Source organism: Cloacibacillus sp. (genome assembly GCF_020860125.1).
Classification (GTDB): domain Bacteria; phylum Synergistota; class Synergistia; order Synergistales; family Synergistaceae; genus Cloacibacillus.
In genome coordinates, this window is the sequence record NZ_JAJBUX010000047.1 from 6847 (window position 1) to 28989 (window position 22143).

At 50.6% G+C, this 22143-nt stretch carries 29 protein-coding genes and 1 tRNA gene; 18 read left to right on the forward strand and 12 right to left on the reverse strand.

Annotated features, from left to right (window positions below):
* Nucleotides 1-38 precede the first annotated feature (38 nt).
* Nucleotides 39-863, forward strand: a complete 825-nt coding sequence (locus LIO98_RS06170; protein WP_291954260.1) for a purine-nucleoside phosphorylase — start codon at nucleotides 39-41, stop codon at nucleotides 861-863.
* Nucleotides 860-2167 (forward strand): thymidine phosphorylase, encoded by a 1308-nt coding sequence (locus LIO98_RS06175; RefSeq protein WP_291954262.1) that lies wholly within the window; start codon nucleotides 860-862, stop codon nucleotides 2165-2167. Before LIO98_RS06170 ends, LIO98_RS06175 begins: the two co-directional genes overlap by 4 nt.
* Before the next feature lie 310 nt (nucleotides 2168-2477).
* On the opposite strand, the gene LIO98_RS06180 is transcribed toward LIO98_RS06175, so the two are convergent.
* Nucleotides 2478-3992, reverse strand: coding sequence for an L-serine ammonia-lyase, iron-sulfur-dependent, subunit alpha (locus LIO98_RS06180; RefSeq protein ID WP_291954266.1), 1515 nt, complete (start codon nucleotides 3990-3992; stop codon nucleotides 2478-2480).
* A gap of 129 nt (nucleotides 3993-4121) precedes the next feature.
* Between LIO98_RS06180 and LIO98_RS06185 the strand changes: the two genes are divergently transcribed.
* Nucleotides 4122-4218: transfer RNA gene (locus tag LIO98_RS06185), tRNA-Sec, on the forward strand.
* A gap of 289 nt (nucleotides 4219-4507) precedes the next feature.
* On the opposite strand, the gene LIO98_RS06190 is transcribed toward LIO98_RS06185, so the two are convergent.
* The 7 genes from LIO98_RS06190 to tnpB form a co-directional block, all read right to left on the reverse strand.
* The gene (locus LIO98_RS06190; RefSeq protein ID WP_363304059.1) at nucleotides 4508-4735 is read right to left on the reverse strand and encodes a transposase domain-containing protein; all 228 of its coding nucleotides are present in this window, start codon (nucleotides 4733-4735) and stop codon (nucleotides 4508-4510) included.
* Nucleotides 4674-4973: a transposase gene (locus LIO98_RS15390; protein ID WP_363304047.1), complete on the reverse strand. Its 300-nt coding sequence runs from the start codon at nucleotides 4971-4973 to the stop codon at nucleotides 4674-4676. The genes LIO98_RS06190 and LIO98_RS15390 overlap by 62 nt, the downstream gene beginning before the upstream one ends.
* Nucleotides 4897-5244 carry a transposase gene (locus tag LIO98_RS15395; RefSeq protein WP_363304062.1) on the reverse strand — a complete coding sequence of 116 codons (348 nt, stop codon included), beginning with the start codon at nucleotides 5242-5244 and terminating at the stop codon, nucleotides 4897-4899. The genes LIO98_RS15390 and LIO98_RS15395 overlap by 77 nt, the downstream gene beginning before the upstream one ends.
* Entirely contained in the window at nucleotides 5148-5522 is a 375-nt protein-coding gene (locus tag LIO98_RS15400; protein WP_363304064.1) for a transposase, read from the reverse strand. Before LIO98_RS15400 ends, LIO98_RS15395 begins: the two co-directional genes overlap by 97 nt.
* Complete coding sequence (locus tag LIO98_RS06195) at nucleotides 5500-5829, reverse strand: IS66 family transposase zinc-finger binding domain-containing protein (protein ID WP_291954268.1); 330 nt, start codon at nucleotides 5827-5829, stop codon at nucleotides 5500-5502. Before LIO98_RS06195 ends, LIO98_RS15400 begins: the two co-directional genes overlap by 23 nt.
* 25 nt (nucleotides 5830-5854) lie before the next feature.
* On the reverse strand, nucleotides 5855-6100 hold the full coding sequence (locus LIO98_RS06200) for a hypothetical protein (protein ID WP_291954270.1): 246 nt from the start codon (nucleotides 6098-6100) through the stop codon (nucleotides 5855-5857).
* Nucleotides 6101-6385: 285 nt separating this feature from the next.
* Complete coding sequence (gene tnpB, locus LIO98_RS06205; protein WP_291954272.1) at nucleotides 6386-6577, reverse strand: IS66 family insertion sequence element accessory protein TnpB; 192 nt, start codon at nucleotides 6575-6577, stop codon at nucleotides 6386-6388.
* Between the two features lie 104 nt (nucleotides 6578-6681).
* On the opposite strand from tnpB, the gene LIO98_RS06210 reads away from it, so the two are divergent.
* The 3 genes from LIO98_RS06210 to LIO98_RS06220 all read left to right on the forward strand — a co-directional run bounded on the left by LIO98_RS06210 (nucleotide 6682) and on the right by LIO98_RS06220 (nucleotide 7915).
* Nucleotides 6682-6849 carry a hypothetical protein gene (locus tag LIO98_RS06210; RefSeq protein ID WP_291954274.1) on the forward strand — a complete coding sequence of 56 codons (168 nt, stop codon included), beginning with the start codon at nucleotides 6682-6684 and terminating at the stop codon, nucleotides 6847-6849.
* Nucleotides 6850-6864: 15 nt separating this feature from the next.
* Nucleotides 6865-7029 carry a phage tail assembly protein gene (locus LIO98_RS06215; protein WP_291954278.1) on the forward strand — a complete coding sequence of 55 codons (165 nt, stop codon included), beginning with the start codon at nucleotides 6865-6867 and terminating at the stop codon, nucleotides 7027-7029.
* A gap of 451 nt (nucleotides 7030-7480) precedes the next feature.
* Nucleotides 7481-7915 carry a hypothetical protein gene (locus LIO98_RS06220; protein WP_291954280.1) on the forward strand — a complete coding sequence of 145 codons (435 nt, stop codon included), beginning with the start codon at nucleotides 7481-7483 and terminating at the stop codon, nucleotides 7913-7915.
* On the opposite strand, the gene LIO98_RS06225 is transcribed toward LIO98_RS06220, so the two are convergent.
* Together LIO98_RS06225 and LIO98_RS06230 are read right to left on the reverse strand one after the other, a co-directional pair.
* Entirely contained in the window at nucleotides 7893-8444 is a 552-nt protein-coding gene (locus LIO98_RS06225; RefSeq protein WP_291954282.1) for a GIY-YIG nuclease family protein, read from the reverse strand. The two genes, LIO98_RS06220 and LIO98_RS06225, sit on opposite strands and share 23 nt — an antisense overlap.
* Nucleotides 8445-9087: 643 nt before the next feature.
* A complete protein-coding gene (locus tag LIO98_RS06230) occupies nucleotides 9088-9969 on the reverse strand; it encodes an MBL fold metallo-hydrolase (protein ID WP_291954285.1) in 882 nt (293 codons plus the stop codon).
* A gap of 96 nt (nucleotides 9970-10065) precedes the next feature.
* Here LIO98_RS06230 and tmk point away from each other — a divergent pair, with 96 nt between their 5' ends.
* The 7 genes from tmk (at nucleotide 10066) to glpX (ending at nucleotide 16600) form a co-directional block, all read left to right on the forward strand.
* Entirely contained in the window at nucleotides 10066-10674 is a 609-nt protein-coding gene (gene tmk / locus LIO98_RS06235; RefSeq protein WP_291954288.1) for a dTMP kinase, read from the forward strand.
* Nucleotides 10671-11414, forward strand: coding sequence for a hypothetical protein (locus LIO98_RS06240; RefSeq protein WP_291954291.1), 744 nt, complete (start codon nucleotides 10671-10673; stop codon nucleotides 11412-11414). The genes tmk and LIO98_RS06240 overlap by 4 nt, the downstream gene beginning before the upstream one ends.
* Nucleotides 11386-12678 carry a regulatory iron-sulfur-containing complex subunit RicT gene (ricT, locus tag LIO98_RS06245; protein ID WP_291954293.1) on the forward strand — a complete coding sequence of 431 codons (1293 nt, stop codon included), beginning with the start codon at nucleotides 11386-11388 and terminating at the stop codon, nucleotides 12676-12678. The genes LIO98_RS06240 and ricT overlap by 29 nt, the downstream gene beginning before the upstream one ends.
* Before the next feature lie 2 nt (nucleotides 12679-12680).
* Entirely contained in the window at nucleotides 12681-13610 is a 930-nt protein-coding gene (gene ftsY, locus LIO98_RS06250) for a signal recognition particle-docking protein FtsY (RefSeq protein ID WP_291954296.1), read from the forward strand.
* Entirely contained in the window at nucleotides 13591-14163 is a 573-nt protein-coding gene (locus LIO98_RS06255; RefSeq protein WP_291954299.1) for a DUF4416 family protein, read from the forward strand. Before ftsY ends, LIO98_RS06255 begins: the two co-directional genes overlap by 20 nt.
* A 90-nt stretch (nucleotides 14164-14253) precedes the next feature.
* On the forward strand, nucleotides 14254-15570 hold the full coding sequence (gene purB, locus LIO98_RS06260; RefSeq protein ID WP_291954301.1) for an adenylosuccinate lyase: 1317 nt from the start codon (nucleotides 14254-14256) through the stop codon (nucleotides 15568-15570).
* 19 nt (nucleotides 15571-15589) lie between these two features.
* A complete protein-coding gene (glpX, locus tag LIO98_RS06265; RefSeq protein WP_291954304.1) occupies nucleotides 15590-16600 on the forward strand; it encodes a class II fructose-bisphosphatase in 1011 nt (336 codons plus the stop codon).
* An 86-nt stretch (nucleotides 16601-16686) separates the two neighbouring features.
* Here the strand turns inward: glpX and LIO98_RS06270 are convergent, their stop codons facing one another.
* The gene (locus LIO98_RS06270) at nucleotides 16687-17817 is read right to left on the reverse strand and encodes a type II toxin-antitoxin system HipA family toxin (protein ID WP_291954306.1); all 1131 of its coding nucleotides are present in this window, start codon (nucleotides 17815-17817) and stop codon (nucleotides 16687-16689) included.
* A complete protein-coding gene (locus LIO98_RS06275; RefSeq protein WP_291954309.1) occupies nucleotides 17804-18088 on the reverse strand; it encodes a helix-turn-helix transcriptional regulator in 285 nt (94 codons plus the stop codon). Before LIO98_RS06275 ends, LIO98_RS06270 begins: the two co-directional genes overlap by 14 nt.
* Nucleotides 18089-18616: 528 nt before the next feature.
* Between LIO98_RS06275 and LIO98_RS06280 the strand changes: the two genes are divergently transcribed.
* The 5 genes from LIO98_RS06280 to LIO98_RS06300 form a co-directional block, all read left to right on the forward strand.
* Complete coding sequence (locus LIO98_RS06280; protein ID WP_291954312.1) at nucleotides 18617-19957, forward strand: hypothetical protein; 1341 nt, start codon at nucleotides 18617-18619, stop codon at nucleotides 19955-19957.
* 805 nt (nucleotides 19958-20762) lie between these two features.
* On the forward strand, nucleotides 20763-20981 hold the full coding sequence (locus LIO98_RS06285; RefSeq protein ID WP_291954315.1) for a DUF3791 domain-containing protein: 219 nt from the start codon (nucleotides 20763-20765) through the stop codon (nucleotides 20979-20981).
* Nucleotides 20978-21484 carry a DUF3990 domain-containing protein gene (locus tag LIO98_RS06290; RefSeq protein WP_291954318.1) on the forward strand — a complete coding sequence of 169 codons (507 nt, stop codon included), beginning with the start codon at nucleotides 20978-20980 and terminating at the stop codon, nucleotides 21482-21484. The genes LIO98_RS06285 and LIO98_RS06290 overlap by 4 nt, the downstream gene beginning before the upstream one ends.
* On the forward strand, nucleotides 21468-21701 hold the full coding sequence (locus tag LIO98_RS06295) for a hypothetical protein (protein WP_066745269.1): 234 nt from the start codon (nucleotides 21468-21470) through the stop codon (nucleotides 21699-21701). Before LIO98_RS06290 ends, LIO98_RS06295 begins: the two co-directional genes overlap by 17 nt.
* 221 nt (nucleotides 21702-21922) lie before the next feature.
* Nucleotides 21923-22143, forward strand: a 221-nt coding sequence (locus LIO98_RS06300) for a hypothetical protein (protein WP_291954321.1), incomplete at its 3' end; no start/stop codon positions are given.

Below are 22143 nucleotides of genomic sequence, written 5' to 3' on the forward strand. Positions count from 1 at the left end.
AATTATTATAATCAGCTTGATATGAGGAGGAGTGACATATGTATCACTGGGACAAGGTAGACGAAGCGCTGCGGTATATTGAGAGAAGAAGCGCCATACGGCCGCAGGCTGCGATCGTGCTGGGGTCGGGGCTTGGACGCATAGCTGAGCAGCTGGAGCGCCCGGAGATCATCCCCTACGAAGAGATACCCTACTGGCCGCGTTCAACGGCTCCCGGACACGAGGGCAAACTCCTGCTCGGATATCTGCGCGGCACGCCGGTAGCGGCAATGCAGGGACGCGTCCATTACTACGAGGGCTACACGATGGCAGAGGTCACCTTCCCGGTGCGCGTCCTCGGACAGCTGGGGATAAAGGCCCTCGTCGTGACGAACGCCTCCGGCGCTGTAAATACCGATATCGCACCCGGTTCCATCGTCGCCATCGAGGATCATATCAACTACATGGGGACCAATCCGCTCATCGGCGTGAACAACGACGACTGGGGCACGCGTTTCCCAGATATGACGGCGGCCTATGACAAAGAATTCCTGCGTATATTGGAGCACGTCGCCGCGCAGGAGGGGATCGCGCTGCGGCGCGGAGTCTATATCGCCTTCAGCGGCCCCTCCTTTGAAACGCCCGCCGAGATACGCATGGCGCGGAGCTTCGGCGCCGACATCGTGGGAATGTCCACCGTGCCAGAGGTGATCGCCGCGAACCACATGGGCATCCGTGTGCTCGGCATCTCCTGCGCCGCGAACTACGCAGCGGGGATCACCTCTGAAAAGCTGACCCACCAGGAGGTCCTGGAGACGATGTCCAAGGCAGGCGAGTCTGTGGCGCGGCTGATAGAGGCATTCATCGAGGAGGTGCGTCTATGATGTTCAATATAATCGAATTTATCGAGAGAAAGCGTGACAAAGGACGCCACGGCAGAGACGAATTTAACGAGCTGATCGCCAAGCTGATGGCCGGCGAAACTCCGGACTACCAGCTGTCCGCCTGGCTGATGGCGGCCTTCCTCAACGGGCTGGACGGTGACGAGACGATGTACTTTACCGAGGCCCTTGCGAAGTCGGGGGAGAGCTATTCATTCCCCGCCGACCTTCATATCGTCGACAAACACAGCACCGGCGGCGTTGGGGATAAGGCTACCCTGATCCTTCTGCCGCTCGCAGCGGCCTGCGGCGCCTCCGTCTCCAAACTCTCCGGCCCCGGGCTGGGCTTCACGGGCGGTACGGTCGATAAGCTGGAGTCCATTCCGGGGATGCGGATGCATCTTGAACCGGATGAATTTCTCGCGCAGGTGCGCCGCATAGGCTGCGCCATCTCCGGCCACTCAAAGCAGCTGGCCCCCGCGGAGGGACGCTTCTACAAGCTGCGCGACGTGACGGGGACCGTTCCCTCCACGGAGCTCATCACCGCGAGCATCGTCAGCAAAAAACTCGCGGGCAGCGCCTTCGGCTACGTCTTTGACGTGAAATGCGGCAGCGGAGCCTTCATGAAAGACCGTGAGGCCGCCGCGGTGCTTGCAGAAAACCTTGTCAAAGTGTCGAAAAAACTTGGCAAAGGCGCCGTCGCCGCGATAACCGACATGGAACAGCCGCTTGGCGAATGGGTGGGCAACGCCTCCGAGGTCTTTGAGGCGGTGGAGGTCCTGAGCGGACGCGGCCCCGCCGATACGAGGAAACTATGCGTAACGCTCTGCGGACTGATGCTCGCCGTCGCCTCCGTCGCGAAAGACGCGCGGGAGGGGGCGAAAATTGCCGAACGCGCCCTCGACGACGGTTCGGCGCTGAAAAAATTCGCCGAGATAATCACGGCGCAGGGCGGCGACCCCGAAGTCGTCCGGCGGCCGCTTGAGGTCCTGCCGCGGGCGCGGAAGAGCTTCCTGATCAAAAGTTCGAAAATGGGATACATCTCGAAGCTGGACGCGCTCTCCGTCGGCGAGGCGCTGCGAGCGCTCGGCGGCGGCCGTATGAAGCTTGACGACAAGATAGACCATGCCGTGTCGGTACATCTCATGAAAAAGGTAGGCGACGCCGTCTCCGTCGGCGATACGGTGATAGAGCTGCTCTACAACGACGATACAAAACTAGCCGAGGCGATGAAATATCTTACGGACTGCTGGAGCGTCTCCGAAAAGGCCGAGCGGCGCGAACTGATACTGGATTACGTATTCTAAAGATAAAATTTTGTAAGAAAAAGCGGCGCAAGGGGTAAGTCAGGCCTTCATCGCGCCGCTTTTTGTGTGCGGAGTTATTAAGTATCAGAAACGTCAAATATCCCAATATTCATCTCAGGGTAGACGCGTCAGTAAAGTCAGAAGCTAAATAAATTACGGTTTATGTTTGTCTTGTCATGCCGGGCTTGACCCGGCATCTAGCGGCTTGGAATCTTATTTTTGTTTTGTGCGGGGTATAAAACAGGACAAGCCGCTGTGCACAGGCTTAGAGGCCAGCGTATGCCAGCTATCGATGTGTTTGCCCTGATACTCATCTTCTCTTCTTCATCGCCAAAGCCTCTTCAGTCACCGCCATGCCGCCGAGCGATGTACAGCGAAGCTCACAGGGCATCATCCTGCCGGTGGCGCATACGGCCTCTACCGTGCTGTCGATGCCCACCGGATTGCGGTAACCCCCGAGCACCAGGTCCGCGCAGATAAAGGCCTGTGAGGCGAAAGAGGCGTTTCTCGTGTGGCAGGGTATCTCCACGGTCGCCTGCACGAGGTCGCAGACCAATCCCATCGCGTTCTGGAACATCACCGCCGCCGCGTCGCAGCACTGCGCCGCCGAGCCTCCCGCCATCTCCACGACCGCCGCCGCGCCCATCGCGCCCGCCGCGCCGATCTCCACCTGACAGCCGCAGACCTCCGCGGCGAAGGTGCCATGTTCGCCGAGCACCCAGCCCGTCGCACCCGCGGCCCACATCGCGCGCACCACATCGGCGCGCGTAATATTCATATCCTTAAGCATAGTGACGACGACGCCAGGCAGGACGCCCGCCGAGCCGCCGGTCGGCGCGGCGCAGACGATGCCCTGTCCGCTGTTTACCTGCATCGCCGCCATCGCGCGCGCCGCCGCCCGCGTATGGATGCCGCCAAGCGCGAGCCTTCCCGCAGCCTCCGCCGCCATTATCTCCCCCGCAGTCGGCGAAAGCAGCGACATCGGCGGCGAATCCTTAGAGAGCCCCAGTTCAACGGCCCGCTCCATCACCGCAAGACGCCGCTCCATCTCCTGATTAAGCTCCTCTTTTGGCATATCAAGCAGCGCCGATTCGTATTCAAGCGCGGCTTCGCCGAGTGAAAGCGAATGAGTCCGCGCGAATTCGATCATCCCGCGTCCATCTTTGTAGAGCGCTTTGCCGCGAATGGGATAAAAGACCGGTTCCGCGCTCCTGACGGCGATTACCCCCGGAGCGGCGCGCAGTCTGTCGACAAGCTCACAAGGTATCTCATAGGGAGAGGCGAGCAACAGGCAGTTGTCTTGTTTAGTGACTTTGCTGAATTCGCCTAACAGGCCGTCAGGCAGAGGCTGATCCGATTCGGCGAATAAATAATAGGCGTCGCCGGCAATCTCCACGTGACAGCCGTTCAGGGAGTGGAGAATAAAGGCGCCACCGCCTGTGGAGTCGGCTACGGCGCGAAGAGAACCGCCGCCTCCCATATCCGCCTCTATCATTATGCTGTTTGGGTGGCGCGCTCCCGCAAAGTCCTCTATTATAAATTCTATCTCAATGCCGAAGGATGGAAAGATAGACAGCGCATCTTCGAAACGAACGTCCGTCAGCGGCAGCCCGAGAATGCCCATAACAAGCGCCAAGTCCGAGCCCTGATCCCGGTAACACTCGGCGATGGAACTCCCGGGGGCGAACGTAAAGACGGCCCTTTTGGGCAAAGCGCCCGCAAAGCCGCGGAAGAGCTTCGCGATATGATAGGGCCCCGCAGTATGCGAGCTCGAAGAACCGGGCATAACTGGCCCGATGACATTATTCAGAATACTGACCGCCATCTCTTTTTTCCTCCTGAAAATCGTTTTTTTAAGTATAACATGTGTAAAAAAACGGCGGAACATACATCTTTTGTGCAAATAATGATTGCGGCGAGGCCGACTTTCTGCTAGACTTTACTGCGTCGATTCGGAGGTGCGTTTCAGCTGGTGCTGGGCCCGGACTTCAAATCCGGTGTGGGTGGGTAACGCCCGTCCAGGTGGGTTCGATTCCCACACGCCTCCGCCAAATTATAAAATGCGCGGCAGTAAGTAGTTATCTTCTTGTCGTTTTATTTTAAATTATCTCTTCTTGCCAAACTGTTGTCATCGCTGATTACATGTAAATTATAAAGAAGTATGTATCGTGACGGAATGATGCTACGCTCAGTATCCGAACGGCTATCTGCGAATCGATAGCTGCCAACGTTTTTATCATATTAAATCACGCTTTGGTCTGTCGTAATAAAGGTAAGCGCCAAAAGTAAGCGTCAAAACTACCGTACCTACGCCAATAAGCAAATCCATTGTATTATCTATCAGTTTTCAGAGTCGTTGAGTCCAGCACAGGAAGCAAAGTCACAGGATTCGTCGTTGTCGCCGGCCGTTGAATCCAGCTGGCCTTTCAATTTGCAGTGACATGGAAGCTCTTTGCTCCAGGGCAGGATGGTATGGTATCGCTCCGGTGCCGTGTTGGGCATGTTTTCAAGGATGTATTTGAGGTATTCGTATGGTTTGAGGTGGTTCTCTTTTGCCGTCTCTATTATTTATTGAGTAGATTACCGCGCTGGTTTCCGCTCTTTTGGGAGAGCAGGAAAAGAGCCAGTTTTTTCTGCCTATGACGAATGGTTTTATGCTTCGTTCCGCCATGTTGTTGGAGATTTCTAATCTGCCGTCAAGGTAGAAGGTCTCAAGTAACAGCCTCTGTTCAAGGGCATAGTGCAGTGACCTTCCTAGGACCGATTTGGGAAGGGCAGGGGGGCAAGCCCCACGCGAATAAGGCATCCGTTATTGCCTTGCTTTGTTCTAGTCTTTTGACACGACGTTCTTCCAGCGTCAGTTTTGTATAGTCACGTTCAAGAGCGAAGAGTCTGTCGCAGTATTCAAGTCCTTTTTGTGAGGCGCAGGTCGGTTGTTCTTCTTGTGGGACCGCCTGTATTCCTTCGTGAAATTTTCTTCTCACATGGGCCCAGCAGCCACAGCGGCGAATATCTGCACCGAGTCTGCCATATAATAGCCGTCTGTGTGCAGACAGCCTCTGAAGCCATTGAGGAATTTTATGGGGTGTGAGCTTGAACGGGTCTCCTGGTATTGGAATAAGGCGACGGGGTTAGCGGAGTGTTTTCCGCTACGGTACAGCCACATGCAGGATTGGGTACGTGAGGCCCTTCCGGGTTCCCGCAGTACCTGTATCTCTGTTTCATCAGCATGGAGTATCTCTTCTTCCAGAAGTTTACGGCGCATTTCTTTGTATAGCGGGTACAGCCACTCTTTTCCTGCACGCAGAAGCCAGTTCGCCATCGTCTGCCTGCTAAGCTTTATTCCCTCTTTGATGAACGAGAGCTCCTGGCGGTATAACGGGCACTCCCTGCATGTATTTCTGTGTCATGATGTGTGCTATAGACGACGCGGAGGCAGCGCCTCCCTTTATCACTGGAGCAGGAACCTCTGCCTTTTTTACCAGTACATGCGTGTTTTCTTTCTCGCATCTGCGGCAGCCGTATATTCCCTGGGCATGGACCACGACCTTTACGCTGGCTGGGATGATATCTATCTCGCGTCTTTCATCGTATCCTATAAGATGCATTTTACTGCCGCATTCCGGACATGACTGCTCTTCTTCCGAAAGGGTGTATTCCACTCTCTCCGTGGGGAGACCATCAAAATCATCCTCCGGCTTTACGGCTCCTTCTTGTATATGTTATCTCACAAACTATGGGCTCCGGCTTTTTGACGTCTGACTCATTTTCCACCTCGTCAAAAAGAAGAAGCTGACAGGAATCCGCTTCGCTTTTCTCGCTCGAACTGGCATAATGCCTGTGACGGCTCAGCCTTATGCACTCTTCATAATAAGCGACCTTCTTCTCCAGCTTCTGTCGTTCAAGCTCAAGACCGGAATTCTTTTTCCTCAAGCTCCGCATATTTATTCTTTAACTCTTCCAGTTCCCGTATAAGCTCTTCCATAAGATTATGATACAGGAAAATACGCCTTAGTTACATCAATACCAACGTCTTGCTATTTTCGACTATTACCTTACGCCGTCACCTCGGGAAAAACCTCGTCCATACTGAGTCTGCGGCGTAGCTTCATGCCTGAAAACAGACAAGAAAATTCATCCTTTAGTGATGACCATCCTCTTCACACTCCCCTCCGCGGGCCATGGAAAAGTACCGCGTTCAAGCCTCTTCTGATACAGTCAGAAACCATCGTCGTCCCACTCGATGATCTTCACCCTGTTACGGCTCTTATTACAGAAGATAAACATAGACACACCACTGAAATCACAGACAAGCCTGTGATTTACGATGGCAGCCAGACCATCGACCCCCTTACGCATATCCGTAGCTCCGTAGACAATATATATCTCTTTATTAATGCTCTCGATCATAAAACTGCTCCCTTCTGTGCTGCTTGATGAAAGGAGTTTACGAGCTTTTTGACTTAATTTACTGGTGCGGTATTTTTGATGCTTACCTAGGAAAGGGCTAAACTATGAGCGAAAAAAAAGATAAACCGACAGTACCCTCAAGCTATGAAGAGGTCATAAAAAGTGGCGTCTACCTGTTGTCAAAGCCTTATCAATTTGAGAAAGGGGCGGAGGTTTTCTCGATTCCGCTGCCATTCTCGGCCGCTACCGGCGGGGATGTCGTACGTGCTTAGGACCTTTTTGAAGGAATGGGTAACTCAATAACCGGTCCTTGTGAACTCAATAAAAAATTTCAGTCATTTTTTGCAGCGACGCTTGCGGGAGTCAAGCCTGACTTTATTGCGGGGTTGCCAATGGCAGATTTCTCACGCATCACGCTTTACTGCCAGCGTTTTTTATTAGGGCAGGACTAAGGCAAGAGATAGACCCTGCCAAAACAATCCGGTCGATCGCGGTCTACCTGGCGCGTTTGACCTATACTTCCATACAATATTTTTATTCGCTGACACTGCGCGAACTGGGTAAAATATTTGAAGAGGTAGACCAGCAAAGTAACAGACCGTCGTAAGGCGGTCTGTTACTTTATGGGGATAGTTTTTGGAGTAATTGCTCTATTAAAAAACTGCGAAGAAATAAATAAAAAAAATATCAGCGCAAATAGATATTTTACTATTGTGCCTAAATTGTAGGCTATAAACCGGGCCAAATGGAAGAAACAACTAAGAATCAGATAGGCTGCAAACAAAATCCAAAGAAAATATTTCTTAAGTCCTGTAGATTCGGCAAGACAAGTCCTAAATGCCATCTCTGCCATCCCCCTTATCTGAATATTCTATCACGTTATATGAAAGAAGGTGAAGTATATTGGCTCAAAGCTTATATCAGCTCGCTGTTGAGCTGCAGGGAAAATGCGACAGTACATTCGGAACGTCAATAAATGAAGCTACGAAGCATCTTAACGAAATGAACAATGAAATCAGCCTTGTCTGCAAGGGACAGGAAAATATATCACTGCTTGCCGCCTCCTACGTAAAGCTGAGTGCGGCTTCTGCAAAATACGGCGAATCAATTCATAAACTTACAAGAAAGCAGGCCGATATAATCGGCTATCAAAAGCAGGAGGCAGCCAGCCTCAAGTCAGTTGATTCCCTGAAAAATCTTTGCCGTACAATCCAATGGCTTGAAAGCGTCTATGGGCCGCTAAGTAAAGAGCAGGAGAAAACGCTTGCGTCGGCGAGGAAAGAGCTAGATTGGTGGTGCCTGCCTGGGTTGAATTTTAATTTTGAGCACTATCTCTAAAAATTTTCCTGCAGCTAGATAGGAGTGTTGTTAATTCTCCATTATTGCAATCCTCAATATTAAGAGGCGGTTGGTACTTACCGATGTATTTTTCCTCAATCAGCTTGGGAGTATTAGTTTCATATATTTTAAAATAGGAGTATTTCTTTAGCCAATTTGTAATAATAATATTCGACTGTTCATCTACTTCATAAGATATTTTATTATTATAAATTATTTTAAAAGATTTAAATCCCATTATAGAAGCAATTGTTCGTCTCAATGTAGATTTTGGCGTTATAGAAAAATGTTCTTCTATCCTTGACTTTATAGTTCTTGCTGTTTTTCCAATATATAGCAGAGGACCTATGTGATGTATTGAATCGTAATGCATAATTTTTAACTGTATTAACTTCATTACTTTAGGATTTTTTATCCCGAAGAAGTACAAGCCTCTATGTTCTTTTAAAAAAAGAGCATACACACCAGGTTGATATGAATCGTAATAGTCAATAAATTTATGAATATCGACTTCGTTGTAATCTTTCATTCCATTCTCTCCTAATCATGACGATATAAGCATTATCTGTTTTTTTTATATAATTGAAAAGTGCTAAATATGAAATTACACGGTGGTAAATGATAATAATCAAGCAGCTGGGCCTTAATTTAGGAGTTAGTATGCCGTATAATGTTATTACGTATGAATGGGTTAATGTAGTTAAGTTAATAAAATTATTAATAAGTACATAAAATGTATTGCCGGAGATAATACCGGATACAACATAAAATATAAGTATTTGTAATATTAGTATTACTAATTATTTTTAATTATTGCAGGTTCCCACACGCCTCCGCCATATAGAACATACGGTTACAAACAAATCCAAATCATACAAAAAAATCAGTGATACCAATAAAATTTGTCTTTCAATTGTCCGGTATAATCCAGACGATATTGACACAATCCAGAAAAGTACCGTACCATAGACCGTACCATGAGCATGTTTTGAAAAACTGCGGTACGGTCATCGTACCAGTACCGCGAATAAGGAAGGTAAAACATTGCTTCCGCTATTAACATAAATTGTCAACGGACGCCGTTTTCTCTGCCAATACGGCAATATCTGGATGACTATCTGTGAAAGGATATTAGCCTAAACAGTTTTACCGTATCATATTTGACATTGGCATTATTTCCCCCTGCTCCAGAGCATCTCATTATCGATAAATTCTATATTCAGCCTGCCGCCGTCGTGCAGCCATGACAGGTATGACTTTATCGTACTTCCGACAAGCACATACTGGTTGTGGTCCATCGTCAGGCTGTAGTGATCGAAGACCTCTTTCAGTATCCGCTCAAAGCTCTTGGGCGCGGCGCAGATGTCGCAGATGAGCGCCGCGATCTCGTGTACCTTTGCGCGGTTGACGGCGATCAGCTCTTTGATGTCAGTCGTCGCCTCGTTGTGCGCGGGGATGAATATTTTTGCCTCCAGCCCCTCCAGCATTTCGAGCGTCGCGAGGAATTTTGCCACGTCGTAGATGAATATGATGTGGTACTTTGTAATGATATCGGCGCTGAAAATCGCGTCGGCGAGGAAGCAGGTCCCGTCGTCGGCCATGATCCCGATCATGTCTAAGTAGTGTCCCGGGAGCTTTATTATCTCAAGCCCCGGCGGCAGCGCCGATTCTATGTCCTCGGTGCTCTCCGTTGGTTTGGCCAGCAGGAATTTATTGCGCAGCTCGGCGTAGGGATAGCCGCCGTAGAGAAGGGAGCTCTCAAGCTCCGGGTGCCTCGCGATGGCGTTTTCTATATCGGTGGAGAGCACGCGGCAGCCGGTGCGGCTTTGGATGAACTGATTGCCGCCGACGTGGTCGGCGTTTGAATGGGTGTTGATGATGCAGGAGACCCGCCATCCCGCCTCCGTCACCTTTTTGAGTATCTTGCGGCCGGCCTCTTTGTCGTTGCCGGCGTCGATGAGGCAGACCTCGCCGCCGCCGAGAGCGTAGACGCCGACGTTCGCGGGATTTTTTATATACCAGCTTTTTTCTCCGGTCTGGATAAGTTCATACATTCGTCATGCCTCCGATTAGCGTAAAATTAGTAGTAGTCTCTGATAATTTTATCATGAATTATGTTATGATTATCTATTGTAAAGGCGGTGGATGTGATGTTTATTACCTTCGAGGGCATCGACGGATGCGGTAAATCCACGCAGGCAAGACTGCTCTTCGAGCTTTTGAATAAAGAGGGCGGAGCCGTCCTCACGCGTGAACCAGGCGGCTGGGAGGGCGGGGGTACGCTGCACGATATCGTGCTTAGCGGCGATCTGCGTCATCCGTGGAGCGAGCTCTTTTTGTTTATGCTCGACCGCACCGAGCACGCCGCGAGGGTGATTTCGCCCGCCATCTCAGAGGGACGCCATGTCGTTTGCGAACGTTACCATGATTCCACCCTCGCCTATCAGGTGTGGGGCAGGGGGATGCCTTTTGAGCCGCTGTGGGAGATGGCGAAGCTCGCGGCGCTGCCGGAGCCGGACGTTACGCTGTTTTTCAAGATAGAGCCAGCGCTTGCGCTCTCCCGCGTCGGAAAACGCGGGAAACCTGATTCTTTCGAACGTGAGGGTCTTGCCTTCATGGAAAGGATTGACAGAGGGTATCGCTCGCTGGCGGAGATGGAGCCGCGGCGCTGGGCCGTGATAGAATGCGGCGACAGAAACCCTGCGGAGATTTTTGCGCAGGTGAAGGACGTCCTCGCTGAAAGGGGACTCCCTCTGTGAACCAGGAGACTGTAGCCCTCATAGAGTCCTCGCAGGGCTGGCGTGAGCTGGCGAACGCGGCGGCCTCCGGACGGACGCCTCAGTCCGTGGGGGTTACCATCCCTCATGTCATGCAGGAGACCTTCGCCGAAATGTATGGACGGCTGGTGCTTAAGGATGACAGCCTCTGGAATGATGGAAAGCACCCCGATATGATAAATGCCGGTACGTTGGCGGCTCCGCCCTCTATTGACGAGTGCCGCAGGCTGCAGGGTGAGCTTGCGCTGTATCCGCTCTCTTCGCAGCGCCGTCTCGCCGTCGTCTGGATGGCGGGCAAGCTTTCGGTCGAGGCCTCGAACAGCCTCCTGAAGATCACCGAAGAGCCTCCTGAACATGGCAACATTCTCTTTATGTCGGAGGAGGACAGCCTCATTCCGACGATCAAGAGCCGTATCTGGTCGATACATATAGATCTGCCCGAAGAAATTTTAAAATCCCACCCGATGCCCGCAGATATGATGGAATGGGCGAAGTGGATGGATTCGGGCCGCAAGCCGAGCCCCGAGATCCTCTATCTGGAGATGCAGGGCTGGGTGCGCGATTTTGTGGATAAGAACGATTATATAAAGGCATCGGAGCTGGATTCGCTGATACGCCTCATGGAGCAGAGAAGACTCTCCGTGCCGGTGATACAGGATTTGGTTTTTGCTCTATTCAAGGAGGAAGTTCCCAATGAACAAATACTTGGCAATTTATGGTAAGCCCCGTTATTTGGGGCTTGTCGAGTATGACGGAGAGATAAAAAAGGGGTCCACGCTCATCGTGGAATCGGTGCGCGGCGAAGAGCTTGCCATCGCGGTGGGGGAGATCAACGCCGAACAGGAGGCGGCCTACCGTCTGCTGCGCAACGCCTCGGAACACGGCGACGGGATGGCGAAAAATTCCGAGCCGGTGGTGACGGACCTCGCCTTTATGGCCTTTGCCTCCGACGATGATATCGAGACGGCCGGTAGTTACCGCGCCGAGGAGGACCGGATACTCAAAGAGGCGAAGGAGTTACTGAAGCCCCATAACCTGGAGATGAAGCTCATCGACGTGGAGTTCCTCCGCGCGAAGCGCAAACTTTTCTTTTATTTCTCATCTGAGCAGCGCGTTGATTTCCGCGCCTATGTGCGCGATCTCGCGCGCGAGTTCAAGACGCGTATCGAGCTGCGTCAGGTTGGGGTGCGCGACGAGGCGAAGATCATCCGCGGCGTCGGCCCCTGCGGCCAGCCCTGCTGCTGCAGCTACTGGCTGAACCAATTTGCCCCCATCTGTATAAAAATGGTGAAAGAGCAGAACCTCGCGCTGAATCCCGCCAAAATATCGGGGATCTGCGGCAGGCTCATGTGCTGCATGTGCTACGAGCACGAGGCCTATCACGAGGCATGGGAGGGATTTCCGAACCCCGGCACGAAGATAAAAACGCCTAACGGCAATGTGATCGTCGCCGGTATCGACCTGCCGACAAAGAGCCTGCGCTGTTTCATCGTCGGCAAGGGAGAGGTCAAGATCCCGAAGGATAAATTCGCCGAGTTTAAAGAGGTGGTCACCTCCGGCGGCGAATGGGTGGTGCCGGAAGAGGAGATCGAGGAGCCTGATCTCAAGATTCAGGATATCTTCCCGAAGTGTATGCAGTGCGCCGGCCACCACGAAAGGGCCGCCTCTGAACCTAAACGGGAGGAAAACGCCGGTAAGCGGCGCTCAGAGGATGGCGAGACAAACGGGGAACAGAGACCTCGCGGAAATAAAAAGAGAAAAAAGCATCATCCGAAACACGAAAATCAGACTGTCAGCGAGGGGCAGGAGGGACTTCGTGAAGAAACTCCACAAAAGGTGAAAAATGCTGCGGATAACAGGCCGCCGAAGGAAGATAAGGCGGCTCCGGGCGGTGAAGAACGGCCGAAGCGCCACTTCCAGCGCCGCCGCCGTCCGAACGCGAAAAAGGGCGGCGACAACGCGGCGGCCGCAAAGGCGGAGGCGTAAGGATGGGGATATTTAAGAGCTTTGCCGATAAGCTTAAAAACACCGGCAACAGATGGACGCAGAGCGTATCGAATCTTTTTTCCGACGATCCGGTGACCGACGATTTCTGGGATGAACTGGAAGAGAACCTGATCCTCGGCGACGTCGGCATAGATACCACCGAGGCGCTGATAGCCGACCTCAAGCAGGTGATGGTTGACCGCCGGATAACGAACAAACGTGAATTGAAGGCCGCCTTCGCGGAGCTCCTGATCTCCCGCCTTGAGGCGGTGCCCGGTATGGGAAAACCGCTGGACCTCTCTCGCAAACCCTCCGTCGTGATCATGATCGGCGTTAACGGCAGCGGCAAGACGACCACCTCCGGAAAACTCGCCTCGCAGCTCAAGGCGCAGGGGCGGCATGTGATAATGGCCGCCGCCGACACCTTCCGCGCCGCCGCGATCGAGCAGCTCAAAGCCTGGGGAGAACGCGCCGGCGTGCGCGTCGTCGCGCAGGCGCAGGACAGTGACCCCGCCGCGGTTGTCTACGACTCAATAATGGCGGCCAAGGCCGCGGGCGACGACGTGATCATCGCCGATACCGCCGGACGCCTCCACACTAAGTCTAATCTTATGGAGGAGCTGTCGAAGGTCACGCGCGTCATCAAGCGTGAAATACCGGAGGGCCCCTCCGAGGTGCTCATCGTGCTGGATGCCGTAACGGGGCAGAACGGCTTTATGCAGGCCGAGACATTCAGCAAGGCGATGCCGATCACGGGCGTCGTCCTAACGAAATTTGACAATACATCCAAGGGCGGCATCGTCATCGCTATTGCCGACAGACTGAAAATGCCGATACGCTACGTGGGGCTTGGCGAGGGGATAGACGACCTCCAGCTCTTTGACCCGCGCACCTTTGTGGAGACGCTGCTTGATGCCGGAGATCACGAATAACGGGAGGCACCCGCGCGACCCGCTGGTGAAAAAGATCGTCGCCCTTCTCGTTCCGCGGGGAGATACGGCGGTATATGAGCATACGCGCGGACTGCTGGAAAATATCTGGGGCAGGCCGGAGCGTGTCAGCGAAAGGATACCCTTCGTATGGACCAACTACTACGAGGATATCGCGCCCGAACTGGACAGGATATTCTTCTCCTATCCTGGGCTTTGGCCGATGTCCGCGCTGCCGGACTGGAAGACCGCAAGCTGTCGGATTGAGAAAGAGACCGGCGAGAGCCGCCGCGTGAACCTCGACCCAGGCACGATCGACGGGGCGAGGCTCCTGCTGGCCTCGACGAAGGGGCAGGCCCACCGCGTCTACCTGCGCGACGGTATCTTCTGCGAGGTGACCCTCTGCCGGCGCAAGGGGCGCTGGGAAAGTTTTTTTTATACCTTCCCTGATTTCAAAAGCGGCGCTTACGACTGCTGGCTGGAGCTGGTACGAGAGGACTGGAAAAGAGAGGTCCGCGCCGTGCCGCCCCATGTACTTGATAATGGACATTACTAAAACTAGGGCAATTTTATCGCAGAGGCAAAGCCGTTTGACGCCTCTGCCGCGAATTTACATAAAAGCAATTTATAAAGGGAGGCAATCTTTATGATACCGCGTTACGAAACACCGGAGATAAAAAAGATATGGACCGACGAGAACCGCTTCGGCCGCTGGCTTGACGTCGAGCTTGCGGCGACGCAGGCCTGGAACGAGGCCGGGGTAGTGCCGGACGAGGATTTCAAGAACATCAAAGAAAAGGCCGGTTTTAACGTTGAGCGAATCCGCGAGATAGAAGAGGTGACTCAGCACGACGTCATCGCCTTCGTGTCGAGCGTCGCCGAGACTATCGGCGAATCTGGCCGCTTTGTCCACCTCGGACTGACAAGCAGCGACGTCATCGATACCGCTTCCTCCCTCCTGCTCGGCGAGAGCATGGACGTAGTCCTCGGCGAGCTCAAAAAACTTCATAAAATACTTGGCGAAAAGGCCGTTGAGTACAGATTTACGCCCTGCCCAGGGCGTACCCACGGCATCCACGCCGAGCCGACCACCTTCGGCCTTAAACTGCTCAACCATTACGCCGAGCTGGGGCGTGACATCGAACGCCTGACACAGACGAAAAAAGAGATGATGGTAGGCAAACTATCGGGAGCCATCGGCACATACGCCAACTGCCCGCCCGCGATAGAGGCGCGCGTCTGCGAACTGCTTGGCCTCGGTATAGACCCAGTCTCCACACAGGTCATCCAGAGAGACCGCCACACGCGTATCGTCACCGACCTCGCCATCTTCGGCGGCACTCTTGAACGTCTGGCGCTCGAAGTCCGCCACCTCCAGCGCACAGAGGTGCTTGAGGCGCTCGAACCCTTCAAGAAGGGGCAGAAGGGGTCGTCCGCGATGCCGCACAAAAAGAACCCTATCCTCTGCGAGAGAGTCTGCGGCATGTCGCGCCTGCTGCGCGGATTTGCCGTGCCGGCGCTTGAGGATATCGCCCTCTGGCATGAGCGCGACATCAGCCACTCCTCCGTGGAGCGCGTAATGTGGCCCGATGCCTTCCACCTTGCCCACTACATGACGAAGATCATGATCAAGGTAATGAGCGGCCTTGTGGTGAACGCCGACAAGATGATGGAGGACATTGATATCACAAAGGGCCTCCTTTTCTCGGGGCGTGTGCTGATCACCCTAGTCGAAAGAGAGGGCGTCAGCCGCGAGGATGCATACGCGATCGCTCAGAGCAACGCCATGCGCTGCTGGAACGAGAAGGTCCCCCTGCTCGAACTGCTTAAATCCGACCCGAGAATAACGAAAATGACTGATTCCGAGCTGGAATCTTTGTTTGATTTGGGGTATTATTTAAAGCACATAGACGAGGTATTCAGCCGCTTTCCGGAGCTGAGCGTGGCTGCGGCCTCAAAATAACAATATGGAGGGGTTTTATATGTCTGCACCAGACAGAAACCTAGCGCTTGAAATGGTCAGAGCGACGGAAGCCGCCGCTATGGCCGCAGGCCGCTGGATGGGACGCGGGGATAAGAACGGCGTTGACGGAGCTGCGGTCAACGCGATGCGGTTTATTCTCAATACCGTCAACATGGACGGAGTAGTTGTTATTGGTGAAGGCGAGAAAGACGAAGCGCCGATGCTTTTCAACGGCGAAAAGCTGGGCTGCGGAAGCGAACCTCTGGTCGATATAGCCGTTGACCCGATCGATGGCACGCGCCTCACCGCTAACGGACTGCCGAACGCCGTCAGCGTAGTGGCCTTCGCGGAGAGGGATACCCTCTATGATCCGCAGCACATCTTCTACATGAACAAAATTGCCACCGGCCCCTACGCGGCGCACGCGATCAACATCGACGCCACGCCGACCGACAACATCCGGGCCGTCGCGCGCGCGCTGAGAAAATCGGTGGAAGACGTCACAGTCGTCGTCCTCGACAGGCCGCGCCACGAGGAGCTCATCAAAGAGATCCGCTCGCTCCATGCGCGTATCCGCCTCATCCCCGACGGCGACGTTGCGGGCGCCCTTTCGACCTGCAAGCCCAACGCCGGCATCGACCTCCTCATGGGAGTCGGCGGTTCGCCGGAGGCGGTCATCACCGCCTGCGCCTTCAAATGCGTCGGCGGCAATATGCAGTGCAAACTCTGGCCGCGCAACGACGAAGAGCGCGAGAAGTGCAAAGAGAAGGGCATGGACGTCAATAAAGTCCTCCATCTCAATGACCTCGTAAAAAGCGAGAACGTCTTCTTCGCGGCGACCGGCGTCACCGACGGCAACTGGCTCAAAGGCGTACGCTACTCCGGCGAGGGCATCGAGACCTCCTCGCTGGTCATGCGCGCAAAGAGCGGCACGCTGCGCTACATCAACGCGGTACACAACGTCCAGAAACTGGACGAGATCAGCGGCATCAAATACGGCGCGGCCTCGTCGACCTGCTCGTTCCTGTAAACGTAACATCGGATTACACGCCACAACATACATGCGGCCAGAACGCGCTATAAACGCGCTCCGGCCGCATTATTATGCAATTACGCTCAATCCCTGTCCTTTAACAACATCTCAGTTTTATCCTTGATTTCATCGGCCGCCGCGCGTGCTTTTCTGAGATTTAGCCCAATCTTCCTAGCTACGGATAAAACATCCTCCATACGAGGGTTCTTCCCCTCGCCGTCAACGGTCGTGGCATGTTCCCCCCCAATAGAATTACTATACGTAAGATCATAAGCCGGCGAAAGCCGCCAACTGTTACATCTCTCATCAAAGATAAACGTAAAGTTCTTTGAATGATCGTCCCTGTTATGGGCGAATACGTTAAAGCACATCAAGCGGAACATCCGCTCTACCTCATTAAAATCCCTTGTCAGTTCCAGGGTGAGTTTCATCAGCATATTATAATCCAGATTTGGAACGCGGTGGCTGGTTTCCAGCAGAGCGCTTACCGAAGCCATATGCACGCGCCGCTTCTCTCCTCCGGAGACAACGCGGTCAAAACGCTTTACGCCAAAATACCCGCCGCAGACCTTAGAGGGAAAAAGCCTGGTCTCCGGCATTTCGATGCCGCATTCCCGCGCGCAAAGAGAATAGCGGTATTCTTCTTCTCCTATATCTTCTCTATCCATGGAAGCTGGAAATTTGATGATCCATTCCTCTCCGTCAACCGTCGTTAAAATTTTGGGCCTTGCACCTCCTGACGAGCCTCCTAGCTTGAAAAGCAGGTCCAGATTATGTGGCGACTCGCAGGTGAGAACCTCCTGACATGACCTTGCCAACAGATCAAGGTCGTCATTTTCTACGGCACTTTCCAAACTTATCTCCGGTTCATAGACGAGCGCGCCCATCCCACCCCGCCCGACTATGGCAAGACGCTGCAAAATATCTATACCGTATGGATCGAGATGATTTTTCAGCAGTATACGATCTAAGAGCAAACGTCCCCAGCCATCCGGCAGACTGTCGGCGAAAATACCAAAACCGCCCTCGAATGGCTCGCGCCTCTTTTGTACAAAAACACCATCTTTTAACGGTAGGCTGAAAGGGTTGATCAAAAAACCGGCTGCCAGCCAGTCGCTGTTATACTCAAAGGCGGAAAAGCCATCGGGAGTCAGCGCAAGCCTCCCAACCGGACGGCCGTTATAGCCGATAGACAACGCCTTAACTTTTTTCATTTATGACATCCTCTATAGAGGCATAATGCTTTTTCGTAAAAAGAGAAAGAAAATCCTCTTCACAGCCAAGCACCACGGCAATATTCAGCAGAGATTTCAGAGAAATCTCCCCTCCGTTTTCAAATCTTTTGATGGAGCCCAAACTTACCCCAGACAACTTTGCCAGCCCGCTCTGCGTGAGCTTCCTCTCCTTCCTGCGCGCACGCACATTAGCGGCAAGAGCAAGGGTGATTTCAGGCGGAGTATGATGTTGAAAAAATGATATATTCATAGCTAATATTTTAGCTAAAAATATTAATTATGTCAAAATTAGCTAAAATACTAGCTATAATGATATTGATTGTAGCAGAGGTTTGCAATAAAAATTGCCGCCATTCCAGCAGTATATTATGGAAAGATTATGGCTAACGCTATTGTATGTTACTCTAAGTGCATTATGATTTTAAATCCCAACTACCCTCATCGAGCATAATAAAAACATATAACTCAGGGTGTCTACGCCAATCTTGTTGATTCGTGGTTTTATCTGTTGTTTACGACTTACTGACAAGACTATGCAATGTATGTTTGAAAAATCTACAAATGTTCAATGTCAATGTAAGTTTCTATGATTGAGAAGGGTTGTATTTGGGAAGTCAGGATTCAAAATATAAAGATAGAGAAAATAGTTATTTTAAAAGCGCGAAAATTTTTAAAATAATATATAATTGATTTAGTTGGAAAATGTTCTTGCCAGGGCGTAATTCAACCTTTTCAGAGGGATAAACCAGATGTCGGGCTATTACTTAGGAGGAGAATTATGATTCGGTTGACGCGAAAAGAGCTTTATAATGATATATGGACCGATACTTTGAGCAAAACGGCGTTAAAATATCAACTGTCTACGGTACAGTTAAAGAAAATCTGTAATAGTCTCAATATTCCCACCCCTTCTGGAGGATATTGGACAAAATTACGTTTGGGCCGCAATCCAGAAAGAACTCCGCTGCCGGATAACTTTGATAAAGACTATATAGAGATTGGTATGGCAGAGGAAACTCATCCTTTGGCAAATGAAGCTATGGATGAAATAGGTACAAAGGCAGAAAGTGAGGATGCCTTGCAAGCGGAATCCGATAATTATGTGTTTGATAAAGAAAATAAACTTAGTTTTATAAACTTAGAAAGACGGCTGGCTGTGGAAAAAATATGCAGCAACGCATTGGCACAGGCTCAAAAGATTAAATATACTGATGAACCATCCAATAAGATAGCGCAGCAGGAGAAAAAATTGGCTATAAAATGGTTTAAGTTGAACAAAATAGGAGAGAAAAGCAAGATTTCACTACAGAGTTATGAGGCACAATCCCATTATCGTCTTGATCATTATATATCTAATCCAGAAACAAGAAACTTAGCTGAATATATTGGCGAGGATTCTTTGAACAGGGTCATCAGTCTGTTGGATATTATCTATAATGCCCTGGTGAAGGTTGGTGGAACGCCTAAGATAGGATGTCTGGTTTCAGTTGATAATGAAATCGTAGACTTCTTAGTTACTGAAAAACAAGATCAGATAGCTCATGAACTTACGGCAAAAGAGGTCAAAGAGCTTGAAACCTATGATAAGGAAAAACTAAAATATTCATATATAAGTAAGCCTCGAATTAGAAAATATGACCATATATTTAACGGTAAGCTGCGTTTTTCCATTGGCGCTAAGATATTTAGCGACCATCGCAATATCAAGCTTGAGGATATTATCGATGAAATCATTATAGAATTCATCTATTTCAGCCATTATAAAACAACTGTTCACAATGACATTATCGCAGAGGAAGAACGCAGAAAGCAAAAAGCGATAAAGGATGAAGAATTAAGAGTAATATATAACGATGAAGCCGAGAAATTTAATGCCCTCGTTAATATTGCCAATGACTGGAAGACAGCTCAGACGATAAGAGAATTCCTAAACTCTATGGCGTCCTCAAAAGATAATGTAAAATTTCCGCAGGAGTGGATAGAGTGGGGGCTCAAAAAAGCGGATTGGATCGACCCTCTATCGGACAGAGAAGACGAAGTATTTGGAAAAAGAAAACATGCCGATTCTAATGAAAAAAAGGCATTGAAAAATAAAGAACGCAGCTATTATGGCTGGTGAGCCAATTGAGAAAAAGACGTATCGTACAGTCTGAAATAATAGCGTACAATGAAAAGGTTCAGATATTGACTGCGTCGTGTAAGAAAAAGAGGAAGAGACGAAATGTCATATAGCCAATAATTGGTTATTTGAAAATCGACTACGGAATGGCAAGGACTTATTTACAAAGAATGCTTAAGAGATGAAATCAACGCTTGTGAATACAACCTGAAAAGGCTCCTAAACCACATGAGAGCTTTTGTTTATATTTTGCTTTGTATAAAAAATCCGCAGAAAAGAGGATATTATGCCGATTACTGGACATCAATGATTTCCTACAACCAAAAGAACCGTTTTTCAGTGTCGACTATTTATAATTTCCCGGGACTTCAGAATTATCGGCACACCCTGCATCTCTTCCAACCTTGAAATCCTTATTGTTATCAAAAACATGTTATAATCACAATTGACGGACTTCTCAGGCAAAACAGGGGCCTGATGCGTGAAGGTCTTTCCCTTTTGGAGGGAGTGAACGGAATGTCGAAAGACAGGAAGCAATCCTCTGAGGCAAAAAAAGAGACGAGACCTTAGCCGCCTAGCTTTGAATCTCGTCTCCTGGTTAGACTTACTTCTGCTTTTCCGGACGCCGAATCTGCGATTATTTATCCAAATTTGTCTAAAGACAGAAAATCCAACTCTGACCCACTTAACGTTCTTGCGGCGAAATATACAGCCATGACGGATATGTGTAAAACAGCAGGAGAATCTATTGAAAATAGGATATAATTTTTATGAGATTAATACACATTATGAGGAGGCGGGCGGCGTGAACAATCTTGAGAAAAAAGCGGAATTTGTTTCATCCTGCATTGAAGCATATAAAGTCAGACATGCGATGAAAGGAGCCGACGCCGCAAACATGTTTGAAAAAGAGGGCGTGCTGGACTATCTGATTGACGGCTATGACGTGCTCCATACACAGTCGCTTGAATATGTCATAGATGAAATAGAACTATATCTCAAAAAACGCGGAGCTGTAAGATGATACTCTACCATGGCGGATTAATTCAAGTACCTGAACCTGATTTATCATTGAGCAGACAGCAGCTTGATTTTGGCGGTGGTTTTTATACCACCACCAGTTTTGCGCAAGCGGCGAAATGGTCGAAAATCAAAAGCAGACGTGACGGCGTTCCACGGGGATACATATCCTCCTATGAATTGGATGAAAGCATCTTTAAATCCAAGATCATGCAAATACGGAAATTCAGAGGCCCAAGCCGCGCTTGGTTGACTTTTGTCATGCATAACAGAAAAGACGTCGGCTTCGCGCACCCTTACGACATCGTACAGGGCGCTGTGGCTAATGACAGAGTCTACGCGTGCATCAATGCGTTTGAAGGGGGATTTATAGACTTTGATACAGTGATACGCCGTCTGCGGACATATGCCCTGGCCGATCAGATCTCCTTTCATACTGACAGGGCGGTGAAACAGCTGCGTTTTCTGGGAGAAAAGGAGGTCGTATCAGATGAAAAGAATTCCTAAAATAACACAGGAGAACGTCCATATATTTATCCCCTACAAAGTCGCGGCGATCGCAAGACGTTTGAACAAAGATAAAAATATGCCGCTGAACCGCGCTGTTGCAGAGTTTTATAATTCAGTTACATATGCGATGCTTGAAAAAGAGGACACAAAGTATTGGTATGAAAGCCCTGCGCAGCTATATGCAGACTTTGTCGCCGCGCATGGGGATATGTGACGGTATATAAACACATCCTCTGCGGAAGCGGCCTTATTACAGCCGCCCGCATATCCTAAACCTTAGTTTGGTTCAACTTTTGTCCACAGGCCTTATCGATTGAGGAAAGGGCCTGCGGACAGTTCACACATGTAAAAAGCGGCTTGAACTGTATATTTCGTAACGATAGCTGTGTTTGCATTGAATTAAGCAACTGGTCAAGGCAATATAGCGGCGTTGGTATGATAACTATATTGGTTTCCATCTCTATTTGTGCTTTCTTTTGGGTAGTGCGTAAAAAATGTGTAAAACTCCTCATAGTCGGTAATGTACAATATACAGACAAAACAGGAGGTTTAACGTTATGGCAAGACACTGCAAAATATCTATATCGTATGGATCGAGATAATTTTTCAGCAGTATACGATCTAAGAGCAAACGTCCCCAGCCATCCGGCAGACTG